16 protein-coding genes and 1 pseudogene are annotated in these 24,732 nt (G+C 66.0%); 3 read left to right on the top strand and 14 right to left on the bottom strand.

Annotated elements, in window-relative coordinates:
- Positions 1 to 24 precede the first annotated feature (24 nt).
- The 5 genes from pqqE to scpC form a co-directional block, all read right to left on the bottom strand.
- Complete coding sequence (pqqE, locus tag H3H36_RS17040) at positions 25 to 1,170, bottom strand: pyrroloquinoline quinone biosynthesis protein PqqE (RefSeq protein ID WP_182219288.1); 1,146 nt, start codon at positions 1,168 to 1,170, stop codon at positions 25 to 27.
- Positions 1,171 to 1,315: 145 nt separating this feature from the next.
- Positions 1,316 to 1,621, bottom strand: a complete 306-nt coding sequence (locus H3H36_RS17035; protein WP_182219287.1) for a hypothetical protein — start codon at positions 1,619 to 1,621, stop codon at positions 1,316 to 1,318.
- Between the two features lie 29 nt (positions 1,622 to 1,650).
- A complete protein-coding gene (locus tag H3H36_RS17030; RefSeq protein WP_182219286.1) occupies positions 1,651 to 2,115 on the bottom strand; it encodes a CYTH domain-containing protein in 465 nt (154 codons plus the stop codon).
- Positions 2,116 to 2,117: 2 nt separating this feature from the next.
- Complete coding sequence (locus tag H3H36_RS17025) at positions 2,118 to 3,239, bottom strand: M14 family metallopeptidase (protein WP_182219285.1); 1,122 nt, start codon at positions 3,237 to 3,239, stop codon at positions 2,118 to 2,120.
- Positions 3,240 to 3,406: 167 nt separating this feature from the next.
- Entirely contained in the window at positions 3,407 to 4,909 is a 1,503-nt protein-coding gene (scpC, locus tag H3H36_RS17020; RefSeq protein WP_182219284.1) for a succinyl-CoA:acetate CoA-transferase ScpC, read from the bottom strand.
- A gap of 99 nt (positions 4,910 to 5,008) precedes the next feature.
- On the opposite strand from scpC, the gene H3H36_RS17015 reads away from it, so the two are divergent.
- On the top strand, positions 5,009 to 5,899 hold the full coding sequence (locus H3H36_RS17015) for a LysR family transcriptional regulator (RefSeq protein WP_182219283.1): 891 nt from the start codon (positions 5,009 to 5,011) through the stop codon (positions 5,897 to 5,899).
- 40 nt (positions 5,900 to 5,939) lie between these two features.
- On the opposite strand, the gene H3H36_RS17010 is transcribed toward H3H36_RS17015, so the two are convergent.
- The 6 genes from H3H36_RS17010 to H3H36_RS16985 form a co-directional block, all read right to left on the bottom strand.
- Positions 5,940 to 7,013: a patatin-like phospholipase family protein gene (locus H3H36_RS17010; RefSeq protein ID WP_182219319.1), complete on the bottom strand. Its 1,074-nt coding sequence runs from the start codon at positions 7,011 to 7,013 to the stop codon at positions 5,940 to 5,942.
- Positions 7,014 to 7,124: 111 nt separating this feature from the next.
- On the bottom strand, positions 7,125 to 13,271 hold the full coding sequence (locus H3H36_RS17005) for an Ig-like domain-containing protein (RefSeq protein WP_182219282.1): 6,147 nt from the start codon (positions 13,269 to 13,271) through the stop codon (positions 7,125 to 7,127).
- A 154-nt stretch (positions 13,272 to 13,425) separates the two neighbouring features.
- Positions 13,426 to 14,079, bottom strand: a complete 654-nt coding sequence (locus H3H36_RS17000; protein ID WP_182219281.1) for a phage tail protein — start codon at positions 14,077 to 14,079, stop codon at positions 13,426 to 13,428.
- A gap of 538 nt (positions 14,080 to 14,617) precedes the next feature.
- Entirely contained in the window at positions 14,618 to 17,188 is a 2,571-nt protein-coding gene (gene cphA, locus H3H36_RS16995) for a cyanophycin synthetase (RefSeq protein ID WP_182219280.1), read from the bottom strand.
- Positions 17,189 to 17,332: 144 nt separating this feature from the next.
- Positions 17,333 to 19,492 (bottom strand): cyanophycin synthetase, encoded by a 2,160-nt coding sequence (locus tag H3H36_RS16990; protein WP_182219279.1) that lies wholly within the window; start codon positions 19,490 to 19,492, stop codon positions 17,333 to 17,335.
- On the bottom strand, positions 19,489 to 19,632 hold the full coding sequence (locus tag H3H36_RS16985) for a hypothetical protein (protein WP_182219278.1): 144 nt from the start codon (positions 19,630 to 19,632) through the stop codon (positions 19,489 to 19,491). The genes H3H36_RS16990 and H3H36_RS16985 overlap by 4 nt, the downstream gene beginning before the upstream one ends.
- Before the next feature lie 267 nt (positions 19,633 to 19,899).
- Between H3H36_RS16985 and H3H36_RS16980 the strand changes: the two genes are divergently transcribed.
- On the top strand, positions 19,900 to 22,170 hold the full coding sequence (locus H3H36_RS16980; RefSeq protein ID WP_182219277.1) for a cyanophycin metabolism-associated ABC transporter: 2,271 nt from the start codon (positions 19,900 to 19,902) through the stop codon (positions 22,168 to 22,170).
- A gap of 9 nt (positions 22,171 to 22,179) precedes the next feature.
- On the top strand, positions 22,180 to 22,650 hold the full coding sequence (locus H3H36_RS16975) for a cyanophycin metabolism-associated DUF1854 family protein (protein WP_182219276.1): 471 nt from the start codon (positions 22,180 to 22,182) through the stop codon (positions 22,648 to 22,650).
- Position 22,651: 1 nt separating this feature from the next.
- On the opposite strand, the pseudogene H3H36_RS16970 reads toward H3H36_RS16975, so the two are convergent.
- From H3H36_RS16970 to H3H36_RS16960, 3 genes and pseudogenes are all read right to left on the bottom strand, one after another.
- Positions 22,652 to 22,969: pseudogene (locus H3H36_RS16970) on the bottom strand (helix-turn-helix domain-containing transcriptional regulator).
- Positions 22,970 to 23,024: 55 nt separating this feature from the next.
- Entirely contained in the window at positions 23,025 to 23,291 is a 267-nt protein-coding gene (locus H3H36_RS16965; protein WP_182219275.1) for a PAAR domain-containing protein, read from the bottom strand.
- A gap of 83 nt (positions 23,292 to 23,374) precedes the next feature.
- On the bottom strand, positions 23,375 to 24,721 hold the full coding sequence (locus tag H3H36_RS16960) for a T6SS immunity protein Tli4 family protein (RefSeq protein ID WP_182219274.1): 1,347 nt from the start codon (positions 24,719 to 24,721) through the stop codon (positions 23,375 to 23,377).
- Positions 24,722 to 24,732: the final 11 nt, after the last annotated feature.

Genomic DNA, 24,732 nt, shown 5'->3' with positions numbered 1-24,732 from the left:
GGCATGATCGAAGGGAGAGCGCATTCAATCCTCCATGAAGGCGGTGGACATGACGCCGGCGACGCGCTTGACCAGCGGTTTGCGGAAGCGCAGCGGCTTGGTCGCGCTGTGCACGGCCGCCTGCATCAGGTGGTGATGTGGTGAGCGGTCGCACGCCGGGTCGGTGTTGGACGCGTCGCCCGTCAGCAGGAAGGCCTGGCAGCGGCAGCCGCCGAAATCCTTCTCGCGTTCGTCGCAGCTGCGGCAAGGTTCGGGCAGCCAGTCCAGGCCCCGGTATTTGCGGAACAGCGGCGACTCGTTCCAGATCCAGTCCAGCGGCCGTTCGCGCACTGACACGAAATCGAGGCCGGGCACCGAGCGTGATTCCTGGCACGGCATGGCTACGCCATCGGGCGCGATGGTCAGGTGGATGGCGCCCCAGCCGTTCATGCAGGCCTTGGGCCGGCCTTCGTAGTAGTCGGGGATCACGTAGTAGATGGCCATGCGCTTGCCCAGCTTTTGCCGCCATTGCTGCACCACCGTTTCCGCTTCGCGCAAGGCGGCCAGCGTGGGCATCAGTTCATCGCGATTGATCAGGGCCCAGTTGTAGTACTGCAGGTTGGCCAGCTCCAGGTATTCCGCACCCAACTCGGCCGCGTAGGCGATCATGGCCCCCACCTGGCCGATGTTCTGGCGGCCGACCGGCATGTTGAGCACCATCGGCAAGCCATGCTCCTTGATGCGGCGCGCCGCGTCGAGCTTGAGCTGATGGGCCTTGGCGCCCACCAGCTCGTCCGTCATGGCGGCATCGGTCGCTTGCATGGACAGCTGGATTTGCCGCAGCCCTGCCTGTTTGAGGCCCAGCAGCCGTTCGTCGCTCAGGCCCACGCCGGAGGTGATCAGGTTGGTGTACAGGCCGATCTGCTCGGCGTAGGCCACCAGTTGTTCCAGGTCGCGCCGCTGCAACGGTTCGCCGCCGGTGAAGCCGATCTGCAAGGCACCCAGCGCGCGCGCCTCGCGCATCACGCGGCACCATTCCTCGGTGCTCAGTTCACGCTCGGCGTAGTCGTCGAAGTCGAGGGGATTGCTGCACCACGAGCATTTGAGCGGGCAGCGGTAAGTCAGTTCCAGGGCCAGCCACAACGGCTTGCCCTGGCCGTCGAGGCGCAGTGCATTGGTATCTTGCGGCATGGCGCGGGCCCTTTCGAAATTGAAGCGGTCCGGGACATCCGGACCTGGCGACAATTATCGGGCGCCGCGCATGGCGGCAATACGGGAAAACTGGGAATCGGCACTCGCGATCGGCTGCAGCGCGGGCTAGCGATTTTCGCTAGTGCTACTTCGCTGGCGGGCGCGGATCGGGAGGAATGTTGTAGATGATGACGGGCGGCTGGGCCACCTGCTGGGTTACTGCCGGCGGAGTCGCCACTTGGCTGGCCGGCGCCCGCAGTTCGCGCGAAGACGCGAAATACAGGCCGCCGAAGCCGAGGAATATGCCGATCAGCGACGCCAGCATCCACCGATGGGTATCGGTCGACATCTTGTACATATCGGCACGCAAGGCCTCAATGTCCGCCTTCGTCGCCAACGTCGGCAGGACAGCATTGCAATGCGCCTCCAGCGCGGTACGCCGTTCGTCCATCCCTCCAGCTTAGTTCAAGACGATAGCGTTTACCAGCTGGTGTAGGGATGGCGAATCAGGTTGGCATTGAGGTAGCGCACGTCCGCCGTCACTTCCTCGCCCACCCAGTCGGGCTTGTCGAACGCCTCGTCCTCGCTGCCCAGTTCAATCTCGGCCACCACCAGGCCCGCGTTGGCGCCCAGGAATTCATCGACTTCCCACACGTGGCCGCCGATGGCAATGCGGCTGCGGTACTTCTCGATCAGCGGCTGCTCGCACAAGCCGTCCAGCAGCTCGGCCGCATCGGCCAGCGGGATCGGATATTCCCACTCGCCGCGGCTGGCGCCCTGCGTGCGGCCCTTGATGGTCAGCATGGCCTGATCACCCTCGATGCGCACCCGCACCACCCGCTCCTTGTGCGAGGACAGATAGCCCTGCCGCAGCAGCACGGGCTGGCCCAGGCCACGCCAGCCGTCGCCGCGCAGCAGGAACTTGCGTTCGATCTCGACGCCCATGCTCAGTCCAGCGACAGCAGGATAGGCTGCAAAATGGCCGCGCCCAGCGCCTTGCTGCGCGCGCCGTTCCAGCCCACGTGCGGATCGGGCAGGTCGGCATTGTCCTTGAACGGCATTTCCAGCGTCAGCGACAAACAGCCGAAGTGATGGCCCACGTATTTCGACGCCAGCGTCAGCATGTCTTCCTTGTACTTGCTGGCCGCGTAGCCGTACTTGTCCTGGAAGTCCGGGCTGGCCTGCTTGTAGCGGTCGATGAAGGCTTGCTGCGCGGCGCGGCGTGCATCGCTGAAGTTCTCCAGCATCTCGTTACCGGCCACGAAGTTGTACGGCAGCGCCTCGTCGCCGTGGATGTCGAAGAACATGTCGATGCCCGTCTCGTGCATCTTCTGCTTCACCACCAGCACTTCCGGGCTGCGTTCGGCGCTGGGGGTCATCCACTCGCGGTTCAGGTTGGCGCCGGCCGCGTTGGTGCGCAGGTTGCCGCGCACGGAGCCGTCCGGATTCATGTTGGGCACGATGTAGAACACGCAGCGCTGCAGCAGCTTGCGGGCGATCGGGTTGGCGTCGTCCAGCAGCGCGTCGATCATGCCTTCGATGAACCACTCGGCCATCGATTCACCGGGATGCTGGCGCGCGATGAACCAGATCTTCTTTTCGGCCTTGGGGTCGCCCACCACCACCAGGTTCATGTCGCGGCCATCGACCGTGTTCCCCAGGTCCAGCACACGCGCCACCGGATTCTCGGCCACTTCACCGAGCAGGCGCAGGTGGCGTTCGAACGAGTATGGCTCGAAATAGGCGTAGTACACGCTGTCGAGGTCCGGCGTGTGGTGGATGGTCATCACCTGGCCGTCGAACGAGGTGGGCACCTGGAACCAGTTCTCGCCGTCGTAGCTGGCGCGCGCCTGGTAATCCTCGTAGCCCTTGGCGTAGGTGGCGGTGCCGGCGTTCAGGAACTTCATGGTGCAGGCCTGGCCGCGCGCGCCCTGCAGGCGGAAATGGAACCACTGGCGGATATCGGCGCTGTTATCCTGGCGCAGATTCAGTTCGATGGCGGCGGCGCTGTCCGCGCGCAGCACCTCGATGGCGCCGGAGTCGAAGTTTTGGCTGATTTTGATGGTCATTGCTGGTTCCGTGTTGAGGGGGTTACCGATGCCGCTATTTTCCCGGTTTTGGCCCGATTCTCCAAGCGTGGCGCCGGCCAGTTTTTGCCAGCTTCAAAATATTCGGGCGGCAAAATAAAAAAAGCCCGGCGATTATTCGTCGCCGGGCCAAGCCACTTCAAAAACGGTCAGATCGAGGTCGTCGGACGCATGTCGCCCGTATCGCGGTAGCGCGTATGCCACGACAAGGCCTGCTCCAGCACGTGCGGCGTCTGCCCGCCGCGCTGCAAGGCTTGCTCGAAGTAGGCGCGCAGCGCCGGGCGGTAGGCCGGATCGGCGCATTTCTCGATGATCAGCGGCGCGCGCTCGCGCGGCGCCAGCCCGCGCAGGTCGGCCAGGCCCCATTCCGTCACCAGCACGTCCACGTCGTGTTCCGTGTGGTCCACGTGGGACACCATCGGCACCACGCTCGAAATCTTGCCGCCCTTGGCCGCCGCCTTGCTGACGAAGATGGACAGCGCGCCGTTGCGGGCGAAGTCGCCCGAGCCGCCGATGCCGTTCATCATGTGCGTGCCGCCCACGTGGGTGGAGTTGACGTTGCCGTAGATGTCGAATTCGAGCGCCGTGTTGAGCGCGATGATGCCCAGCCGCCGCACCACTTCCGGGTGGTTGCTGATCTCCTGCGGCCGCAGGATCACGCGCTTGCGGTAGCGTTCCAGTTCGCGGATGAACTTGTCGTGCATGGCGGCCGACAGGGTGATCGAGGACGCCGACGCGATCGCCAGCTGGCCTGAATCGAGCAGCTCCAGCGCGCTGTCCTGCAGCACTTCCGAATACATGGTGAGATCGCGGAACGGCGAATCGACCAGCCCGTGCAGCACGGCGTTGGCGATGGTGCCGATGCCAGCCTGCAGCGGCAGCAGCTCCGGCCCCATGCGCCCGGCCTTGACCTCCCCTTCCAGGAAGGCGATCACGTGGCGCGCGATGGCGTCCGTCTCGGCGTCCGGCGGCAGCGCGTTGGACGGGCTGTCCGGGCTGTCCGTGATGACGATGGCGGCGATGCGGTCCGGATCGAGAGGAATGGTGGTCGAGCCAATGCGCTGCCACGGCGTGAGCATGGGAATGGCGCCCCGGTGCGGACGCGACGCCGGCAGGTAGATGTCGTGCAGCCCTTCCAGCGCCAGCGGCGCACTCAGGTTGATCTCGACGATGACCTGGCGCGCCTGCTGCACGAAGCTGGCGCTGTTCCCGACCGACATGGTGGGCACGATGCCGCCATCGGGCGTGATGGCCACCGCTTCCACCACGGCGATGTCGATCCCGTGCAGGTCGCCCGAACGCAGCTGCTCGGCCGTCTCCGACAGGTGCTGGTCGATGAACATCACTTCGCCGCTGTTGATCTTGCGGCGCAGCGCGGCGTCGCTCTGGAACGGCATGCGGCGCGCCACCACGCCGGCGTTGGCCATCAGGCCGTCGCTGTCGTTGCCCAGCGAGGCGCCCGTCACCAGTGTCAGTTGCAGCGCCTCCTGGCGCGAACGCTCCACCAGCGCCAGCGGCAGCGCCTTGGCGTCGCCGGCGCGGGTGAAGCCGCTCATGCCCACAGTCATGCCGCTCTTGAACAGGCGGGCGGCCTGCTGGGCTGTCATCAGTTTTTCCATCAGCGCCGGACGGCGGATGCGGTCTTGGTACATGCGGTGCTCCTCGCTCTTCTTGATTGGATACGAACCAGTATAGAATTGGAGCCGCATGCGTTTTATGACTTATTCTCCATCCATCCATTCGAAAAATTCATGGACCTCCGCTCGCTGCGCTACTTCGTCGAGACCGTCAAACTGAACAGCTTCACGCTGGCGGCCGAATCGCTGCACGTGACCCAGTCCACCATCAGCAAGATGGTGCGCCAGCTGGAGGACGAGGTGGGCGCCCAGTTGCTGGTGCGCGAGGGCCGCCAGCTGACGCTGACCGACACGGGCCAGGTGGTGTACGCGCGCGGCGAGGACATGCTGGCCACCATGCGCCAGCTGAACCTGGAACTGCGCGACATCCAGGCCGCCAGGACTGGCAGCCTGACGGTGGGCATTCCGCCCATGATCAACCTGCTGTTTACGCCCGTGCTCAAGGCCTTCCGCCAGCGCCACCCGGACATCGTGCTCACCCTGCACGAAGGCACGGGGCAGGATATCGAGCGCCAGGTGGCGGCCGGCGAACTGGAGATCGGCATGACAGTGCTGCCGGCCGACCCCGACCTGCCGCTGGAGACGGTGCGCATCGCCAGCTACCCGCTGTGGGCGCTGGCGGCGGCCGGCACCTTCCCCAAAAAGCGCACCACGTTGCCGATCAAGGCCCTGGCCGGGCTGCCGCTGGTGCTGCTCAAGGACGATTTCGCCCTCACCCGCAGCCTGCGCGCGGCGTTCCGCGAGGCCGGCTTCGAGCCCCAGGTGGCGGCCCAGAGCGGCCAGTGGGACTGGCTGGTGGCGATGGCGTCGGCCGGCATGGGGGTAGCGCTGGTGCCGGAACCGTTCATCCACCGCCTCGCCATCGGCAAGCTCGATGCGCTGCCGCTGGTGGAGCCGCGCCTGCAATGGCAGGTGGCGCACGTGTGGAACGGGCGCTACCTGTCGCACGCGGCGCGCGCGTGGCTGGACGTGTGCCGCCAGGTGCTGGGCGCGCCCATCCCCTGACGGCGCGGGCCGACGCGGGAATCAAGCCACGCGGTCGCGGCTAGGGCGCCGGCGGCAGCTCGTGGATGGCCACGCCCTCGATCGGGTCCACTTCCCGCTCCCACGGCTTGAGCGCGATGAAGCGCTGGGTGTCGTCGTAGCCGGCCTGCCAGCGCTGGCGTATGCCCTGGGCGCTGAAGTCGATGTCCTTGGTGTGGTCCTCGCCGCCCAGCCGGGGCGCCTTGAGCGAGACGATGTGCATGGTGGTGCCGCAGCCCCAGGCGGCCAGCTCGCGCACTTCGGGCGAGCCGGCCGCCTCGTCCGACAGGTGCAGCGTCAACTGGCGGATCACGTGGCGCAGCCGGTGCAGCTTGCGCTGCTGCTCCACGTTGCCGGCCCGGCTGGCGTACTGGATCTCCTTGTGCTTGTCGAGCACCTCCAGCACGCTTTGCGGTTCGCTGCCGTCCGGATTCCACACCTGTACGGAAAAGATCACGGAACTGCGGCGCGGCTCGTCGTCCAGCACCGCCTCGATGGGCGTGTTGGAATAGATGCCGCCATCCCAGTACGGCTCGCCGGCGATGCGCACGGCCGGAAACGCGGGCGGGATGGCGCCCGAGGCCATCACGTGCGACGCGTCCAGCCGTTCCCTGCGGGTGTCGAAATAGCGCATGGCGCCGGTACGGGCGTTGACGGCGCCCACCGTCAGCCGCGCATGACCGCCATTGAGGTAATCGAAATCGACCAGCGTATCGAGCGTGGTGCGCAGCGGCGCCGTGCGGTAGTAGGCCGCCTGCTCAACGCCCAGGCGTATTTCCGGCCCCCACCACGCTGCCAGGTTCGGTTCGAAGAAGGCCGGGATGCCCTGCCCCATCGTCACCAGGTTGGCCCAGGCGCGCGGCATGGCCGAGAATCCCAGCGCGTTCTGCTCCATCTGCCCCCAGAACTGGCGCAGCCGGTCGAGCCGGTGGTGCGGTGGATTGCCGGCGATGATGGCGGCGTTGACGGCGCCGATCGAAGTGCCGATCACCCAGTCCGGCTCCACGCCCGCCTCGTGCATGGCCTGGTACACGCCCAGCTGATAGGCGCCCAGCGCGCCGCCGCCCTGCAGCACCAGCACCACCTGGCCCGGCATGGAAGGATGGGAATGACGGGTGGGGGTTCGGTTCACTTGGTCCTCCGCGCGGCTGGCAGCAATCGGTGTGAAGTTCGATTGTAGTCCAGTTCCGCGCCCGCCCCGCCCCGTTCACACCACCCACAAGCCCTGCGTGCCAAACTGCGCGTTGACCACGTCCTGCTGCGCCACCCAGGCGCCCACCAGTTCGGCGCGCGTGTGGCTGGCCAGGAACGCCGTCCACTGCGCGCCGCCGCCGGCGGCGCTGTCGGCCAGCCCGCTGTTGGTGTACAGCGCGTGGACGAAGGCCGCATCGTCCATGCCGTCGTAGCGGGCCTTGAACTCGGCGGTGCCGGCGAAGCCTTGCGCCAACTGGGCCGCGCTCAAGTGCTGGTCGGTCCACCAGGTGACCCCGGCCACCCGGCCGGCCCGGTCCAGTACCGCCTCATACAGCAAGCCCACCGTCTTCAGGTTGGCCGTGGCAGCCTGCGTGAAGTGCAGGTCCACCGTGCCGTCGCTGAAGGCGCCCAGTTCGATGCCGCTGATGGTGTCCACATCCGCGCTGGCCTTGTCGGCCACCTTGACCGTGCCGTCGGCCGCCAGCAGGAATTGGTAGCCGCTCAAGGCGCCGCCATAGACCACCGTGTCGGTGCCATCACCGCCCACCAGCAGGTCGCTGCCGGCGCCGCCATCGAGCCGGTCATCGCCGCTGCCGGCGATCCAGCCCTGCTCCTGGCTCACCGTCCCGCTGCCGATCAGCAGGCCGGGGCCGCTGCTTGCCAGCGCCCGGTGTTCGGCGCTGAGCGCGATGTCGGCCAGCAGCTGCGCGCGGCTCTCGGCCTGGGCGCCGTCCGTGCCGGCCAGCCGGCCCGTCCAGTAGGCCAGGCCGGCCGCCGTCGGATCGCGGCCCAGCGCCTGCTGGAACAAGGTGGTCACCAGCGCGCTGTCGCTGAGCTGGCCGTGCCCGGCGGCCAGCCATTCCGATGAGTTCATCAGGAACCGGGCTTCGCCGTCCAGCGTGTTGCCGCTGCTGAGCCACGCGTTCAACGCGCCCAAGTCCGGCGCGCGGCCCAGGGCCGTCTGGTACAGCAAGGCCAGCTCGGTCAGTTGTTCCCGCGCGCCGCCCAGGAACGCCAGGCCGGCGCTGGCGCCGTTCAAGTCGGCCCGGGCCAGCGTTTCCGTCTGGCCCGGCGCGAACACGGCCATCTGGTGGCGGGCCGACACGCTACCATCGCCGCCCAGGTAGAACTGCCATGCGCCCTGGTCGCTGCGCCCGCCCTGCAACACGTCGTTGCCGGTGCCGCCCACCAGCGTGTCGTTGCCGATGCCGCCGGCCACCGTGTCGTCGCCGCTGCCGCCGTCGAGGTAATCGTTGCCGCCGGCGCTGCCCACGACATCGTTGCCACCCCCGCCGTACAGCACATCGTCGTCGGCGCCCAGCAGGATGTTTTGCGACGCGTCGTCGCCGACCACGAAGTTGCGGCCATCGCCGCCGCGCAGCGTGGCCGCGCCCACCACGGCCGCGAAGTCCACGTTGTTCAAATCGATGGTGGAACCGCCCGGCAGCTGGCTGGCGTCGATCACCAGGCCAATGGCCGTGGCGTTGGCCGGCTGGCCCGGCGCCGGAGTGGTGGAACTGCCGCTGATGTGGATGGTCTGCGGACCGGCGCCGGTGGCCGCGGTGGGCGCCAGGGTCTGGGTCTGCAGCAGCACGCTGCCGGCCAGCTCGTGCAGGAAGGCGGTGCCCTGGCCTGTCATGTCGTGCTGCACGGTGGAGCCGTCGGCAGTCTTCTGGTCGATGCGCAGGATCAGGTCCTGCAGCGCCTGGCTGTTGGTCAGCAAGCTGGTGGGGCCGCTGGCCTCCAGGCCCGTGCCGGTGGGCAGGCTGACGGTCAGCGCGGTGCCATGGCCGTCGGTCGGTGTGACGCCGAGCGGGATGTCGGCCAGGCCCGGATTGGGCGAGGACGGATCGTCGGGCCGGGTCGGCACCACCACGGGCACCGTCACCTGGTGGTTGGTCAGGCCGGTGGCCGGATCGGTGATGGTGACCGTCGTCAGCGGCACGCCATCGACGGTGGTGGGCTGGGACGGCGTCTCGGGCGCGGTGCTGACCGTGTAGGCGTTGGACGAGATGGTGCCGCTGGCGGCGTTGCCGGCCGCGTTGTGCACGCCAGCGCCATTGAGCGTGATCACATTGCCGGCCGCGTTCACGGCGCTGTCGGGCGTCAGGGTGGCGGTCCAGGTGACGCCGCCATCGGTGGAGGCGACGGCGCTCAGCGTGCCGTGGCCCACCGTCAGGTCGTGGTTGTCAAAGCCCGTCACCGCCTCCGAGAAGGTGATGGTGACCACGCTGGTGGCGCCCACGCCCAGCGTGGTGGTGGCCACGGCGATGGTGGCCGTGGGGCGCACCGTGCTGACCGTGTAGTTGCCGGAGTTGGCCGCGCCGGCGCCGGCGTTGCCGGCCAGGTCGGCCACCCCTGACAGGTCCAGCGTGAGCGTGTTGCTGGCGTCCGCCATATCGGCCGTGGGCGTCAGGGTCGCGGTCCAGGTCACGCCGCCGTCGGTGGATGCGAGGCCGCTCAGCGTGCCGTTGGGCGCGCTCAGGTCGGCCGTCGTCAGGCCCGTCACCGCTTCCGAGAACGTGAGCGTCACCACCGACGTCTCACCGGCCAGCAGCGCGCTGTCCGACAGCGCCACGGTGGCAGTGGGGCGCACCGTGTCAACCGTGTAGTTGGCCGAATCCGTGTGCCCCACGCCTGCCACGGCGTCGCCGTTGACCACCCCCGTGTTGTCGAGCCGGATCACGTTGCTGGCGTCCGTGGTGGCCGCCGCCGGGGTGAAGGTGGCGGTCCAGGTGACGCCGCCGTCGGACGATGCGACAGCCGTCAGCGTGCCGTTGTCCACCGTCAGGTCGGCATTGGTGAAGCCCGTCACCGCTTCCGAGAACGTGATGGTGACGGTGGCCGTGTCGCCGATCTTGAGCGCCGTATCGCTGAGCGCGATGGTGGCCGTCGGTACCAGGGTGCTGACGGCGTAGTTGTTGGAATCGGTACTGCCGCTGCCGGCGTTGCCGGCGATGTCGCGCACGCCCGTGTTATCGAGCGTGATGAGGTTGGTGGCGTCCAGCACGCCCAGGGTCGGCGTCAGGGTGGTGGTCCAGGTGACGCCGCCGTCCGACGAACTGAGGCCGCTGACGACGCCATTGGCCACCGTCAGGTCGGCCGTCGTGAAACCCGTCACCGCTTCCGAGAACGTGACCGTCACCAGCGACGTGCCGCTGGCATGCAGGTCGGTGTTGGCCACCACGATGGTGGCCGTGGGCGGGGTGCTGTCGATCACGTAGTTGCCGGAACTGGTGCTGCCGCTGCCCGCGTTACCGGCCCCGTCGGTCACGGCCGAGTTATCGAGCGTGATGACGTTGCTGGCCGCATCCAGGCTGGCCGTGGGCGTGAAAGTGGCGGTCCACGTGGTGCCGCCATCGCTGGAACTGACGGCGCTCAGGATACCGTTGGACACCGTCAGCGCGGCGTTGGTCAATCCCGTCACCGCCTCCGAGAACGTGATGGTGACCAGCGACGTTTCGCCCACGGCCAGCGCGCTGTCGGCCAGCGTGATGGTGGAGGAAGGCCGGGCCGTGTCGATCGCGTAGTTGTTGGAGTCGGTGCTGCCGCTGCCGGCGTTGCCGGCCAGGTCGGCCACGCCCGTGTTGTCCAGCGTGACGACGTTGGTGGCGGCCGTCACGCTGGCCGCCGGCGTCAGGGTCGCCGTCCACGTGATGCCGCCGTCGGACGACGCCAGGCCGCTGACGGTGCCGTTGGCCACGGTCAGGTCGGCCGCCGTGAAGCCGGTCACGGCCTCCGAGAACGTGATCGTCAACAGCGACGTCTGGCCGGCCTTGAGCGCCGCGTCGGCCACGGCCAGCGTGGCGGTGGGGCGCACCGTGTCGACCGTGTAGTTGGCGCTGTCGCTGGTGCCGCTGCCGGCGTTGCCGGCCAGGTCGCTCACGCCAGTCTGGTCGACCGTGATGATGTTGGTGGCGTCGGCGGTGCTGGCCGCAGGCGTGAAGGTGGCGCTCCAGGTGGTGCCGCCGTCGGACGTCGCCAGGCCGCTCACGGTGCCGTTGGCGGCCGTGATGTCGGCCGTGGTGAAGCCGGTCACGGCTTCCGAGAAGGTGAACGTGACGACGGACGTGTCGCCGATCTTGAGGGCGGCGTCAGTCAAGCCGACCGTGACGGTGGGCGCCGTCGTGTCGAGCACATAGGCCTGGCTGGCCACCGTGCCGTCGTTGCCGGCCAGGTCGGTCACCTTGAACTTCAGGGCGCTGCTGCCGGCCAGCGTGACGCCGCTCCAGGTGACGACCGTGCCGCTGACCATGGACGTGATGTCGGTCCACGTGCCGCCATTGTCGGTCGAGCCATACAGCACGTCCGTGCCGCCCAGCGCGGCGCTCAGCGTGGCGCTGACGGTCTGCGCGGCCGTCCGGGTGATCAGGTCGCTGGGGCTGCTGCCCGTGTCGGCCGACAGCGCGATGGCGCTCACGGTCTGGGTCGGCGCCGTGTGATCGAGCGTCACGCTCAGGGCGCTGCTGGCGGTGCCCGTCAGGCCGCCCGTGGCCGAGGTGAGCTGGGCATAGACGTCGTAGGTGCCATCGCTTACGCCGCTCGTGCTCAGGCCGGACACGGTCCAGCTGCCGCCGCTGACGGTGGCCGTGGCCGTGGGATCGGTGCCGGCGTCGTAGCTGTGGTTGCCGTTCTTGTCGAGGAATACGCGCACCGTGCTGGCGCTGTCGCCGGCCGGGCTGGTGCCGCTGAAGCTGACGCTGCCGCCGGTGAGCACATTGTCCGTGCTGCTGCTGCCCGTGTCGCTGGCGCTGGCCAGGTCGGGCGCGCCGGGCGTGCCGGGGTTGACGCTGACGCTGATGGTGCGGGTGGCCGTGGCCGTGCCGTCCGACACCTGCACGGTGAAGCTGTCCGTGCCCGCGTAGCCGGCCGTGGGCGTGTAGGTGATGGCACCGCCGCTGGTGATGGTGCTGCTGCCGCTGCTGGCCGTGGCGCCGGAAAAGCTCAACGCGCCGTGGCTGGGCGCCCCGCTCTGGCTCCACGTCAGGGTCTGGCTGCCGTCCGTGTCGCTCACCTGCAGCAGGCCCGTGATGCTGGTGGCGCTGTCGTTCTGCGTCACCGCCAGCGTGGTGGTGGCGCCGACGAAGGTGGGCGCCGTGTTGGGCAGCATGATATTGGCGAGACTGATGTTATCGAGCGCCACGACGAAGCTGGCGTGCGACTGCAGGCTCAGGGTGACGGACGATACGCCGTCCAGTATCGCGTCGGAGAACGTGGACGCGACGGCCAGCGAATTGCTGCTCACGAACGAGAAGTCCACATGGCCCTTGCTGGTGGTCAGGCGCATCGGCGTGGGCGTCGAGCCATCGCCGTTCAGGTCCAGGATGCTGAATCCGGTCAGGTCGAACACCTTGCCGCTGTCGATGGAAAAAGTGACGGTGGTGGTGTCGCCGTCGCTAAAGCTCATCCCATAGACATTACCCGCGAAGTTGGTGTAGCTGCCGCCATACAAGTCCACCGGGTCCGCTACCCAGACCAGCGGCGCCGTCCCGTTCGGCGTCAGCGTCAAGGTATCGCTGCCAACGGTCTGCCCGCCGCTCGCCGCGCCCGCGCCTGGTCCGGCGGCCGGGAACACGTTGGACGTGAAGTCGAACAGCGAGCTCGATAGCAGTCCCGCATAAGGCGCCAGCGCGCCGGCCGCGCCCAGGGACGGCGTTGCGACCGGCCCGCGGCGCACCTCCAGCCGCCAGTCGCCGCCCAACGCGGCGGCGCCCGTCGGGCTGTCCGACGCGGCCACGTTGGCGCCGGTGGCCAGCGCCAGCGCGTCCAGCAGCGCCGCCCCGCGCGCGCCGGCACCGGCCCGGCAGCCATACAGCAGCAAGTCGGCGCCCGGTTCGAGCGCCTGGCCGATGCGCGCCAGCTCGTCGGCACGCACCCGCGCCTGGGCCGCGTCCAGCGTCAACGTGCCCAGCGCCAGCGCACCGGGCGAGGCGTGCGTGAGCACGTGCACGGCCGCGAGGCCGCCCCGTCCCGCCAGCGCCGCCGCCATCTGGCTCAGGCCATCGCGGGCCGGATCGAGCAGCCGCACCTCAAGGCCGGGCGCGAGCCCGGCCAGCAGCGTGGTCAAGTCGTCGAGCGCGCTGTCGACAAACGCGACTTCATGACGCGCGTGGCCGCCGCGCGCGCGGGAAGGAACGGCGAATTCTGGCGAAAGATACATGGCTTCTTCCTGTGTAGGTGAGCCGGATGACGCTGGCATGCCCCAGGTTGTGCGTCCGCCCTGCCTGGACGCGCCGTCGATCCGGCATGAATACGGCAAGGCGCCGGTGGGGGCGCGGCCGGGCCTGCGCCGCACGCCACCAGGCCAGGGCCGCTTACGGACGGGTTGGATAGATCCCGTTGGTGGCGATGATGTAATTGAGCGTCAGCGAAGGCTGCAAGGTGCTGACCGACACCGGCACGCTGACGCTGATGGGCAGCGCCGCCCCGCCCCCCGTGCTGGCGTTGGCCACGGTGCCGCCGCCGGCCGGCACATTGACGGAAAAAGGCTTGAGCGTGGTGTTGGCCGCGTTGGAACTGTAGATCTTGGTGGTGGCGGTGCCGGTCACGGCTTTGCCCAGCACCAGTCCCGCGCCGGGCACGTTATCCGTCTCGCCGCTGCTGTCGGCCGGAATGGCGATGCTGACCGACGACGTGCCGCCGCCGGGCGTGAACGTGGCCGAGTGGGTGTGGCTGGGCAGGTTGTTCACGCCGATGGTGACGCTGCCGCTCCCCACGGCTGTCACGCTGGCGGTGGTGGCGCCCGCCTTCTGGCCCACGGCGTTCATGGCCGTGGTCCCCACCGGCACCTTGGAGCGCAGGTCCGGCAAGGCAAAGTTGCTGCGCCCGTCGCCGCCATAGGTGTTACCGATCAGGGAAAACAGGGCCTGGTAGTCGGAAATGTTGAGCACCGTGCCATCGCACAGCGCCCAACCCTCCGGCACCCACAGGCCCGGCCACAGGATGATCTGCCCAATAAATGGATCCATTGCTCGCTCCTCGTTCGTTCGGTTGCATACTAGGGAATACCCGATATATGGCTAACAAACAAATTGCCACTCGCATCAATAGCCGGATGGGATTATATTTTTCCGCGTCCGCCAAAATATAATGCCATAAGCAATAGAATTAATGCACGTCAAAAATAAAATATGTGTTGACTCTTTTGATTACATGCGTGTCGAAGGTGAGAATCAGTGAGATTTATTCTGCAAGTGAATGTCATTATTTTCCCGCATTAAGCCCGACATAAAAACACGCCAAAACCCGCACCACCACTCGCTTCCAGCAAGCGGCGACTGACCTCGGTCGCAATAAAACAGCGGCCCCACAATACCTTCCAAATTGCCACCTCAAACAGAATAAAATAGCTAATTGAAAGTAAATGACACTGCCGGGAAACGTAAAATAACGGAACAACAAATTCACTCAAAAAGAATAGACCGTATATAAAAAAACGGCCGCTGCGCACCGGAAATTCCGGTGCGCAGCGGCCGTCGCGACCAGCGCTGGTCAGATCAGCGCTGGTCAGCCTTCCGCGATGCGCTTGGCGATGTGGGCCAGCGATGCCTCCACCTGGTCGACCAGGATCAGGCACAAATCGCCCTCCTGCAGGCGCGCCAGCGCCGTGTCGATGGCCAGGAACTCGCCCGTGATCTCGGCGATGTGGCTGGTGCGCGGGGCGCCATCCAGGCCCGCGCGCAGCAAGGCCACCACTTCGCCATCGACCCGGCCGCGCTGGCACTGGTCCTGGTACAGCACCACGTCGTCGAAGGCGCGGCCCAGGATTTCCGTCTGCTGCGTGATGTCCTGGTCGCGGCGGTCGCCGGCACCCGAGATCACCACCGAGCGGCGCTTGGCCGGCATGGTTTCCACGGCCTGCACCAGGGCCAGGATGGCGTCCGGATTGTGGCCGTAGTCGGCGATCAGGGTGGCGCCCTTGTAGTCGAACACGTTGAAGCGGCCGGGCGCGTTGTCGGTGTCGTTGGCGAAGGTCTTCAGGCCCAGGCGGATGGCGTCCCAGCTGATGCCCACGCCCCACGCGGCGGCCACGGCCGCCATCACGTTCTCGACCTGGAAGCCGATGGCGCCGTTGCGGGTGATAGGCACCTGGGTCAGGTCCACCTGGTGCATCTGCTTGCCCTCGACGGCCACCAGGTGGCCGTTCTCCACGTAGATGGTGCGCCGGCCCTGCGCCACGTGGGTGGCGATCACGGGATGGCCACGCTCGGCGCCGAAGAAGATCACCTTGCCGCGGCAGTTGGCGGCCATGCCGGCCACGATGGGGTCCATCGCGTTGAGCACGGCGAAGCCGCTTTCGGCCACGTTCTGCACGATCACGCGCTTGAGCACGGCCAGGTCTTCCACCGTGGTGATGTAGTTCAGGCCCAGGTGATCGCCGGTGCCGATGTTGGTCACCACGGCCACCTGGCAACGGTCGAAGGCCAGGCCTTCGCGCAGCACGCCGCCGCGGGCCGTCTCGAACACGGCCGCGTCCACGTCCGGGTGCAGCAGCACGTTGCGCGCGCTGCGCGGGCCGCTGCAGTCGCCGCTGTCGGTGCGACGGCCTTCGATGTAGACGCCGTCCGTGTTGGTCATGCCGGTGCGCAGGCCGGAGGCCGTCAGCAGGTGGGCGATCAGGCGCACGGTGGTGGTCTTGCCGTTGGTGCCGGTGACGGCCACCACGGGAATGCGGCCATCCTCGCCTTCCGGGAACATGCTGTTGACGATGGCTTCGCCCACGGCGCGGCCCTTGCCATACGACGGCGACAGGTGCATGCGCAGGCCCGGCGCCGCGTTCACTTCCACCACGCCGCCGCGCTGGTCCTCGATCGGTTGCAGCACGCTGTCGCACACCACGTCCACGCCGCAGATATCGAGGCCGATCATCTGCGCCGCTTCCACCGCGCGCGCCGCCACTTCCGGATGCACGTCGTCGGTCACGTCGGTGGCGGTGCCGCCGGTGGACAGGTTGGCATTGTTGCGCAGGATGACGCGCTGGCCCTTGGGCGGAATCGAGTCGGCTTCCAGGTCCTGCAGCGCCAGGCGGGCCAGCGCGATGTCGTCGAACTTGATCTTGGTGAGCGAGGTCGAATGGCCGCTGCCGCGGCGCGGGTCGGCGTTCACCTGCTGCACCAGCTCGCGCACCGTGTGCACGCCGTCACCCACCACCTGGGGCGGGTCGCGGCGGGCGGCGGCCACCAGCTTGTCGCCGATGACGAGCAGGCGGAAGTCGTTACCGGGCAGGAAGCGCTCGACCATGATGTCGTCGCGGAACTCGCGCGCCGTGTGGTAAGCCTTGGTCAGCTGCTCGCGGGTCATCACGTTGACCGTCACGCCCTTGCCCTGGTTGCCGTCCTTGGGCTTGACCACCACCGGCAGGCCGATTTCCTGGGCCGCGGCCCAGGCGTCGTCGGCGTTCTCCACGGAGCGGCCGATGGGCACGGGCACGCCGGCCGCGTGCAGCAGCTTCTTGGTCAGTTCCTTGTCCTGCGCGATCGATTCGGCGATGGCGCTGGTGGTATCCATTTCGGCGGCCTGGATGCGGCGCTGGCGGCTGCCCCAGCCGAACATCACCATGCTGCCTTCGGTCAGGCGGCGGAACGGAATGTTGCGGGCCACGGCGGCGGCCACGATGGCGCCCGTGCTGGGGCCCAGGCGCACGTCCTCGTCCAGCTCGCGCAGCTCGGCCAGCGCGCCCGTCAGGTCGAACGGGGTGTCGGCCACGGCCGCGTTGATCAGGTTCTCGGCCAGCTCCAGCGCCAGCTTGCCCACGGCTTCCTCCGTGTATTCCACCACGGTCTGGAAGATGCCCGTTTCCAGCGTGGGCGTGGTGCGGCTGAAGGTGACGGGGCAACCGGCTTGCGCCTGCAGGCACAGGGCCGCCAGCTCCAGCACATGGGCCATGGGCACCGCGTCCGTGTGGCCGGTGGGCTGCAGCGCGCTCAGGGCCGGGAAACGGGTGCGCAGGCGCGCTTCGAAACCGGACAGCAGTTCGATATTCTGCTCTTCGGGCGTGCACGACACGATGGCCTCGACGGCCGTGTGGTGACTCCAAAGATTGGGGCCGCGCAGCGCGCGGATGCGTATGACTTCCATAAATCTGCTTATCCTGTCGTGTTTTACGTCGTGGCGGCTATCGTTTAGCTGTCCTTTGCCGCCATCGCTGGTGGCGGCCGGTGGCGTGAGTGCGCCGCCGGCCGCTCGCATATTGTTCTTGTAACTGCCGCGGGCCTGCCAGTGCTACTGTTTCTTCGCGTGGGCGTCGTAGGTGCGCAGGCCGGCGCCGATCAGCTCCGGCGTCAGGTCCAGCGCCCAGGCGGCGGCGATGGCGGCCAGCACGGCTTCGGGCGGCACCAGCGGCGACAGCGGCAAGGTGGCCGCTTCGTCCATGCCGGTGGCCAGCACGATGCGGTCGGCGCGCTGGAACACGGCGCGCTTGCCCAGCGCGCGGTGCGCGGCCAGCGCGGCCAGTTGTTCGTCCACGCCATAGAAGATCACTTCGCCGTCGCACAGCTCGGCCATCTCCACCACTTGCGCGTCGGCCGCGTTGAGCACGGCCGCGCCGTCGGGCAGCACCACGTCGACCTGGGTGCGCAGCACGCTGAACAGGCGCTCCGGGCTGTCGATGTAGAACTCGCCCAGGTCGTCCCCGGTGGTCGCGCTCATCACCACGCCCACGGCGCACTTGTCATAGGCCAGGCCTTCGGTCAGGATCATGCGGGCGCTGCTTTCGAACACGGCCGCGTCCACGTTCTTGTTGAGCAGCAGGCGCTCGCCCGTCTCCCAGTCGCTGAAGCCATCCTTGGGCAGCAGGCGGCCATTGACGAACAGGCCATCCTGGCAGGTCAGGCCCACTTTCTGGCCGCCGATCTGCAGCAGCCACGCGATCAGGCGCGCAGCCATGGTGCTGCCGTGGCCACCGGCGATGCCCACGATCGGCATGCGGCCCGTCTCGGTGACGCTGAACAGGTGGTCGACGATGGCCTCGCCCACGTTGCGCGGCTTGCCGCTGGCCGGCTTCAAATGGGCCAGCAGGCCGGGGCTGGCGTTCACTTCGATCACGGCGCCGCCCTGCTCTTCCAGCGGACGGCTGATGTCGGCGGCCACCAGGTCGATGCCGGCGATGTCCAGCCCCACCACGCGCGCGGCCAGCGTGGCCATGGCGGCCACGGACGGGTGCACCTGGTCGGTGACGTCGAAGGCGACGTTGCCGTTGGTCTGGATCAGCACCTGCTGGCCGGCGGCCGGCACGGAATGGGCCGTCATGCCCTGGCGTTCCAGTTCCAGGATCACTTCGGCCGCCTCGTCGGCGCGGATCACGTTGAGCGGCGCGTCTTCCGTCTCGCCGCGGCGCGGGTCGATGTTGATCTGGGTGTCCACCAGCTGCTTGATGGTCGAGGTGCCGTCACCGGTCACCCACAGCGCCTCGCCGGCGGCGGCCGCGATCAGGCGCTTGCCCACCACCAGCAAGCGGTGCTCGTTGCCGGCGATGAAGCGCTCCACGATCACGCTCTTGCTGCCGCCCTTGCGCGCGGCCAGGTGGTAAGCCTTTTCCACGTCGGGCTGGGTCATCAGGTTGAGCGACACGCCGCGGCCATGGTTGCCGTCATAGGGCTTGACGACGACGGGCAGGCCGATGTCCTGGGCCGCTTCCCATGCCGCTTCGGCGCTGGTGACGAGCTCACCTTCGGGCACGGGCACGCCGCACGAAGCGAGCAGGCTCTTGGTCAAGTCCTTGTCGCTGGCGATGCCTTCGGCGATGGCGCTGGTCTGTTCCGTCTCGGCGGTCCAGATGCGGCGCTGCAGGGCGCCGTGGCCCAGTTGCACCAGATTGCCATCGGTCAGGCGGATAAACGGGATCTTGCGTGCGGTGGCCGCGTCCACGATGTTGCTGGTGCTGGGGCCCAGGCACAGCGAATCGACCATGTCGGTCAGCTTGGCCACCGTGGCGGCCAGGTCGTAGGGACGGTCCTCGATGCAGGCCATCAGCAAATCGCGGCCGGCGGCCAGCGCGGCGCGGCCCACCTGTTCCTGGCGGGTGCGGAAGGCCATCTTGTAGATGCCGCTGCCTTCGGCCACTTGCCGGGTCTTGCCAAAGCCGGTCTTCATGCCGGCCAGGTTTTGCAATTCCAGCACCACGTGTTCGAGGATGTGGCCGGCATACGTGCCTTCGCGCAGACGCTCCAGGAAGCCGCCCCGTTCGCCCACGCCGCAGCGGTGTTCGAGCAGGTTGGGCAGCAGGGCCGTCAGGCGTTCATACAAACCAGGAAGTGCATTCGAGGGAAACTGCTCCAGCGCGCCGATATCCAGCCACGCCTCGATCACTGGGCGGTAGGTCCAGATATTTGGTCCGCGCAAATGCGTTACACGGAGAACTTCAATGTCTTTCTTCTTGGTCATGTTTCAATTCTTGTATCTTTGTTATCAGCCGTGGCCAGCCCGCGCCGTATTGTAATCCCTACGCCGTTACGCACCGCAAATTTCCAGTCCTTTGCTGCCACCGCCGGGTCAAGCTTGCTGCCAGAAAAATCTGTGCCCATGGGGCATCGAATTTTCTTGAAGGCACTTTCGCTCGTCTGCTGCCTGCGCTCTTGCGGTATACTTGCCGCTCACGCATGCCGCCCATTCGCCTTGATTTCCGTCAAATGGTCACCCACTGACAGAATACCGTAAATAACTGCTTCCAACAGCCGCGTCCCGGCCCGCCGAGCGCGTTTATTTCCGGGGCTGGCCGCGCGATCCGCCATTTTCCCTTTAGTTTACAGTTTTTGCCACATGGCAAGGACCGACCCGGAGTACGTCACATAATGACAAGCACACAACTTTCTTCGCCGACCAGCCAGCCCGACGTGCCAGAAAAGTGGCGCTCCGAGGTACAGGCGCAACTACCTTCAGGTGAGAACGTTGCAAGTGCCCTGGAGGTTGACTTGGATCATCAACTTCATTTCTCCAAGGGATTGGTACTGGTCACGCCGCAGCGCATCATCAGCCGCGCGCCGGGCGCGAAGGCATGGCAACAGTGGCCATTGAAGGCCGGCATGGCGCTGCGCCACCACGATCACGCGGGCGTGGGCCACCTGGAACTGGTGGACGAGAACGGCCGGCTGGCCGCCTGGCGCTTCACGCTGGGCCAGAACCTGCACGCGATCCGGCTGGTCGAACAGTTCGACGCCCTGTTGCAAAGCAAGGTGACGGGATTGCCCGTGGTGCGCGACGAGCAGCACGTCTGCCCCAGCTGCAAGGCGCCGCTGGAGCCGGACCAGGAAGAATGCCCGATCTGCACCAAGGTGGTGTACACCCCGCCCTCGACCTGGACCCTGTTCCGCCTGTGGCGCTTCACCAAGCCCTACCAGGGCCAGCTGGGCCTGGGCTTTTTGCTCATGCTGCTGAGCACGGGCGCCCACATGATCCCGCCCTACCTGACCATGCCGCTGATGGATAACGTGCTGATTCCGTATCAGAACGGCAAGCCGGTCGATCCCATGCTGGTGACCATGTACATGGGCGGCCTGGTGGCCGCGGCCGTCGTCGCCTGGGCGCTGGGCTGGGGCAAGACCTATGTGCTGGCCCTGGTGTCCGAGCGCATCGGCGCCGACCTGCGCACGGCCACCTACGAACACCTGCTCAAGCTGTCGCTGGAATACTTCGGCGGCAAGCGCACGGGCGACCTGATGTCGCGCATCGGCAGCGAGAGCGACCGCATCTGCGTGTTCCTGTCGCTGCACCTGCTGGACTTCGCCTCGGACGTCTTGATGATCATCATGACGGGCGTGATCCTGTGCTCGATCGACCCGTGGCTGGCCGCCGTCACGCTGCTGCCGCTGCCCTTCATCGCCTGGCTGATCCACGTGGTGCGCGACAAGCTGCGCACCGGCTTCGAGAAAATCGACCGCGTGTGGGGCGAAGTGACCAACGTGCTGGCCGACACCATCCCCGGCATCCGCGTGGTGAAGGCGTTCGCGCAGGAGTCGCGCGAGGCGGCCCGCTTCCGCACGGCCAACAAGCACAACCTGGCCGTCAACGATAAACTCAACAAAATCTGGTCGCTGTTCTCGCCCACCGTGTCGTTCCTGACGGAGCTGGGCTTGCTGGTGATCTGGGTGTTCGGCATCTGGCAGGTGGCGCGCGGCCACATCACGGTCGGTGTGCTGTCGGCCTTCATCGCCTACAGCAGCCGCTTCTACGGCCGGCTCGATTCCATGAGCCGCATCGTGTCCGTGACGCAGAAATCGGCGTCGGCCGCCAAGCGCATCTTCGACATCCTCGACCACGTATCGTCCGTGCCCGAACCCGCCAACCCCGTCAAGCTGGCCAAGGTGGAAGGCAATATCACGCTGCGCGAAGTGGGCTTCCGCTACGGCAACCGCGCCGTCAACCGCGGCATCAGCCTCGACATCAAGGCCGGCGAGATGATCGGCCTGGTGGGCCACTCCGGTTCCGGCAAGAGCACGCTGGTCAACCTGATCTGCCGCTTCTACGACGTCTCCGAAGGCGCCATCATGCTCGACGGCGTGGACATCCGCGCCTTCCCCGTGTCCGACTACCGCCGCAACATCGGCCTGGTGCTGCAGGAGCCGTTCCTGTTCTTCGGCACCATCGCCGAGAACATCGCCTACGGCAAGCCGGGCGCCACGCGCGAGCAGATCATCGCCGCCGCACGCGCCGCGCACGCGCACGAGTTCATCCTGCGCCTGCCGCAAGGCTACGACTCGATGGTGGGCGAACGGGGCCAGGGCCTGTCGGGCGGCGAGCGCCAGCGCATCTCGATCGCGCGCGCGCTGCTGATCGATCCGAAGATCCTGATCCTGGACGAAGCCACTTCCTCGGTGGACTCGGAGACGGAAAAGGAAATCCAGAAGGCGCTCGACAACCTGGTGCACGGCCGCACCACGATCGCCATCGCCCACCGTTTGTCCACGCTGCAGAAGGCCGACCGCCTGGTGGTGCTGGACCGCGGCGTGGTGGTGGAGGAAGGCGCGCACGACGAACTGATGGCGCGCGAAGGCGCCTATCACCGCCTGTACACGGCCCAGGCCCGCAACGTGGACGTCGATCCCGACGACAGCAGCTCCGATTAAGAACCCACCATGACCACTACCCGTTTTGAATTAGTCCGCAATCCATTTGGCCGCCTGGTGCTCACCACCGAAGATGGCCAGGTGTTCGAGAACGTGGCGCCGGCGCGCGCCTTCCCCGTGCAGGCGCCGCAGGAAGGCATCGCGCTGGTGTGCACCGATGGCAAGGAGGTGGCCTGGATCGACCGGCTGGAAGACCTGCCGCCGGCCATCGCCGCGCTGGTGCGCGAGGAACTGGGCGGACGCGAGTTCATGCCCGAAATCTCGCGCATCCTCAGCGTGACCAGCTACGCCACGCCGTGCACGTGGAAGGTGCACACGGACCGCGGCGACACGGAATTCGTGCTGCGCGGCGAGGAAGACATACGCCGCATCGGCCCTGATACCCTTTTGGTATCAGACATCCACGGCATCCACTTCCTGATCCGCGACGCGCACGAGCTCGATAAGCACAGCAAGAAGATCCTGGATCGGTTCCTGTGATTCAGGGGCGCGATGGCGCCTCCGGCAGCGCCTGCACGGCCAGGCGTAGCCCCATGGCTTTCATGGATGCCCGACAGGCTGCTGAGGACAGGATTAACTTCCGGCGAAAGCGTGCGATAAAGCTGGGTGGCGCTCAGATTGGCCGACGCGGCCACGGTCGGCACGCCACCAAACGCCTTCGTCAACTGACGCAAGGCGATCAGCAATTCGCGCTGGTCGCCGTCCAGTGCTCGAGGATGCTGTTGATGAGCTGGACCGCATATTCCAGATCGTCCCAGAGCACTTCCGCCATCGCTTCATCATGCGTTCGGTCTTTCATTCTCCTACTCTTGTTTGCCAGCCCGCAGGCTTTTCACTCATCTCAACGATTATCCTCAACCGTTGCTGAAATGGCCGATCGTCGATTTCAGCGTCGCGCCGCAGCTGGTCCTGTGGCCGTCATAGGCGACCGCCAGACCGTCCACGATATGATTAGGATCGCCCTCAGTGATCGTGCAAGCCGAGTGACCGGGCAACGGGCAGACGCACACATCGTTGACCCGGGCAACAGGGATACCATCAACAGTGAACCACGTGGCACTGACACTGACGACTTTGCCACCATGGGAAGTCGGATCGCTTAAACGGATAACATTGGCCATATTGGTGCTCCTCTTTTGAATAGCTCGAACAGTCTTTCTCAGTTCACCAGCGACAAAATCGCTCAGATGCGTCAACTCAGGCTTTAGCCGCCAGTCGGTGGCTCAGCACCCTTGGCAGGCCCCGCTTCCTGAGGCGGTAGTTCTTGTTTGGCCACCTCCGGTGCGTCTCCGTACTCGACCAGTTTCCAAAGCACGGCACCTTGGCCCGCGGGTCGCTCACCTTTGATCTTCTGCCATAAGTTGGGCTCTAGATAGCGCAACGCGCTGGGTAACGGTTCCCCCTCCTTGAAATGCCGGCGCCGCCAATCAGCGACCACGCCGGCATCATCGGTCTGCCACCAACCAGTTTGCGGACAGATGCGGCCTGTGACGGCTTGATCACCCAGCGGCCTTTTAGGTCGCTCATTCGCGTTGCTCTTGGCGGGCGCCGTGGTCGGGCGCAATCGGATCGAGTTGACAATGCTGTCGAAAAGCTTGACGGCCTGATCGTCGGTGAGAGTGGGAGGACGCGGCTCCCCCTCAAGGGGAGTCCCACTTTCAAACTCAAAAACGATACTCGGCGCGAATATACTTTTTACCGCACCAAGCGTTTCCCATCTAAATGAATGTTGTTTGAATCCATTCTCAGTTGGAAATACTTCGAGAATTTCCTCCCCTTTAATACCATGTATGTCATGCACACCTTTCCGTAATGTCTTTATCTGTCGCGCAAGCGTAGCGTAAATTCCCGTATATGGATGACTTGCCACCCTCTGCAACAGCGTTTGCTCCCCCCCCTTGGGCACGGTCTGGCTATAGATGGAAACCCATACATCCGGCCATTCTTTGAAGTTAATCTGCATCCGCGCCTCCTCGAATTGATATCTGCTTCCATCATTAGCAATAAATCCATTCTTGACGCAAAATCCTGGCTCTACAGGGATTTCCTCAATCGATCGAGCGCGTAAATAAGGAAGAATTTCATTTTGCAAACGTATCAACACTTTATTCCTAAATACACCTTCGTCAAAATTTATGTGCATCAGTGAAAAAAGCTGATCTTGATCTACTTTGTATGCTTCAAAACCAAAATCATTCTCCCCAAATACCTTCTCCCTGGTGGTAAAAATCATTGCGTCTTGGCTTGGCGAAAGGGTTTTATCCAGCAGCCTTTCGTTCTTGCCTGTAACCGATCGCAATTTCGTTTCGCGCTGCATCATCCTTTTTCCGAATTCGGCCACCCCTCCTTGAAATACCTCCGACAATAAGTCCCCATACATAAACTGGGATTGCTGGCCAATTTCCTTAATTTGCGCTCCGGGGGGCAAATCGATCAAGAAACGGCCAAAGCATAGAGTTGTTGTATTTTTCATGGCAACATCCTTGGCGCAAGCACCCAAAGAGAGAAAGAAAACAGAGATGACAAATCCTATCCCAGCGGTTCGTTGCATAAGCGAGACCA

It is taken from the genome of Rugamonas fusca (genome assembly GCF_014042365.1).
GTDB lineage: Bacteria > Pseudomonadota > Gammaproteobacteria > Burkholderiales > Burkholderiaceae_D > Rugamonas > Rugamonas fusca.
Note: the sequence above shows the minus strand (reverse complement) of the source record. Positions and strands in the feature narration are given on the sequence as shown.

Excerpts from the sequence above, each read along its gene's own strand:
- H3H36_RS16975 (WP_182219276.1), top strand. The coding sequence starts at position 22,180 with ATGACCACTACCCGTTTTGAATTAGTCCGCAATCCATTTGGCCGCCTG.
- H3H36_RS16985 (WP_182219278.1), bottom strand. The coding sequence starts at position 19,632 with ATGGGCACAGATTTTTCTGGCAGCAAGCTTGACCCGGCGGTGGCAGCA.
- cphA (WP_182219280.1), bottom strand. The coding sequence starts at position 17,188 with ATGGAAGTCATACGCATCCGCGCGCTGCGCGGCCCCAATCTTTGGAGT.
- H3H36_RS16990 (WP_182219279.1), bottom strand. The coding sequence starts at position 19,492 with ATGACCAAGAAGAAAGACATTGAAGTTCTCCGTGTAACGCATTTGCGC.
- H3H36_RS17010 (WP_182219319.1), bottom strand. The coding sequence starts at position 7,013 with ATGCCGGGCCAGGTGGTGCTGGTGCTGCAGGGCGGCGGCGCGCTGGGC.
- H3H36_RS16960 (WP_182219274.1), bottom strand. The coding sequence starts at position 24,721 with ATGCAACGAACCGCTGGGATAGGATTTGTCATCTCTGTTTTCTTTCTC.
- H3H36_RS17030 (WP_182219286.1), bottom strand. The coding sequence starts at position 2,115 with ATGGGCGTCGAGATCGAACGCAAGTTCCTGCTGCGCGGCGACGGCTGG.
- H3H36_RS17035 (WP_182219287.1), bottom strand. The coding sequence starts at position 1,621 with ATGGACGAACGGCGTACCGCGCTGGAGGCGCATTGCAATGCTGTCCTG.
- H3H36_RS17015 (WP_182219283.1), top strand. The coding sequence starts at position 5,009 with ATGGACCTCCGCTCGCTGCGCTACTTCGTCGAGACCGTCAAACTGAAC.
- H3H36_RS16980 (WP_182219277.1), top strand. The coding sequence starts at position 19,900 with ATGACAAGCACACAACTTTCTTCGCCGACCAGCCAGCCCGACGTGCCA.
- H3H36_RS17025 (WP_182219285.1), bottom strand. The coding sequence starts at position 3,239 with ATGACCATCAAAATCAGCCAAAACTTCGACTCCGGCGCCATCGAGGTG.
- scpC (WP_182219284.1), bottom strand. The coding sequence starts at position 4,909 with ATGTACCAAGACCGCATCCGCCGTCCGGCGCTGATGGAAAAACTGATG.
- H3H36_RS16965 (WP_182219275.1), bottom strand. The coding sequence starts at position 23,291 with ATGGCCAATGTTATCCGTTTAAGCGATCCGACTTCCCATGGTGGCAAA.
- pqqE (WP_182219288.1), bottom strand. The coding sequence starts at position 1,170 with ATGCCGCAAGATACCAATGCACTGCGCCTCGACGGCCAGGGCAAGCCG.
- H3H36_RS17000 (WP_182219281.1), bottom strand. The coding sequence starts at position 14,079 with ATGGATCCATTTATTGGGCAGATCATCCTGTGGCCGGGCCTGTGGGTG.
- H3H36_RS17005 (WP_182219282.1), bottom strand. The coding sequence starts at position 13,271 with ATGTATCTTTCGCCAGAATTCGCCGTTCCTTCCCGCGCGCGCGGCGGC.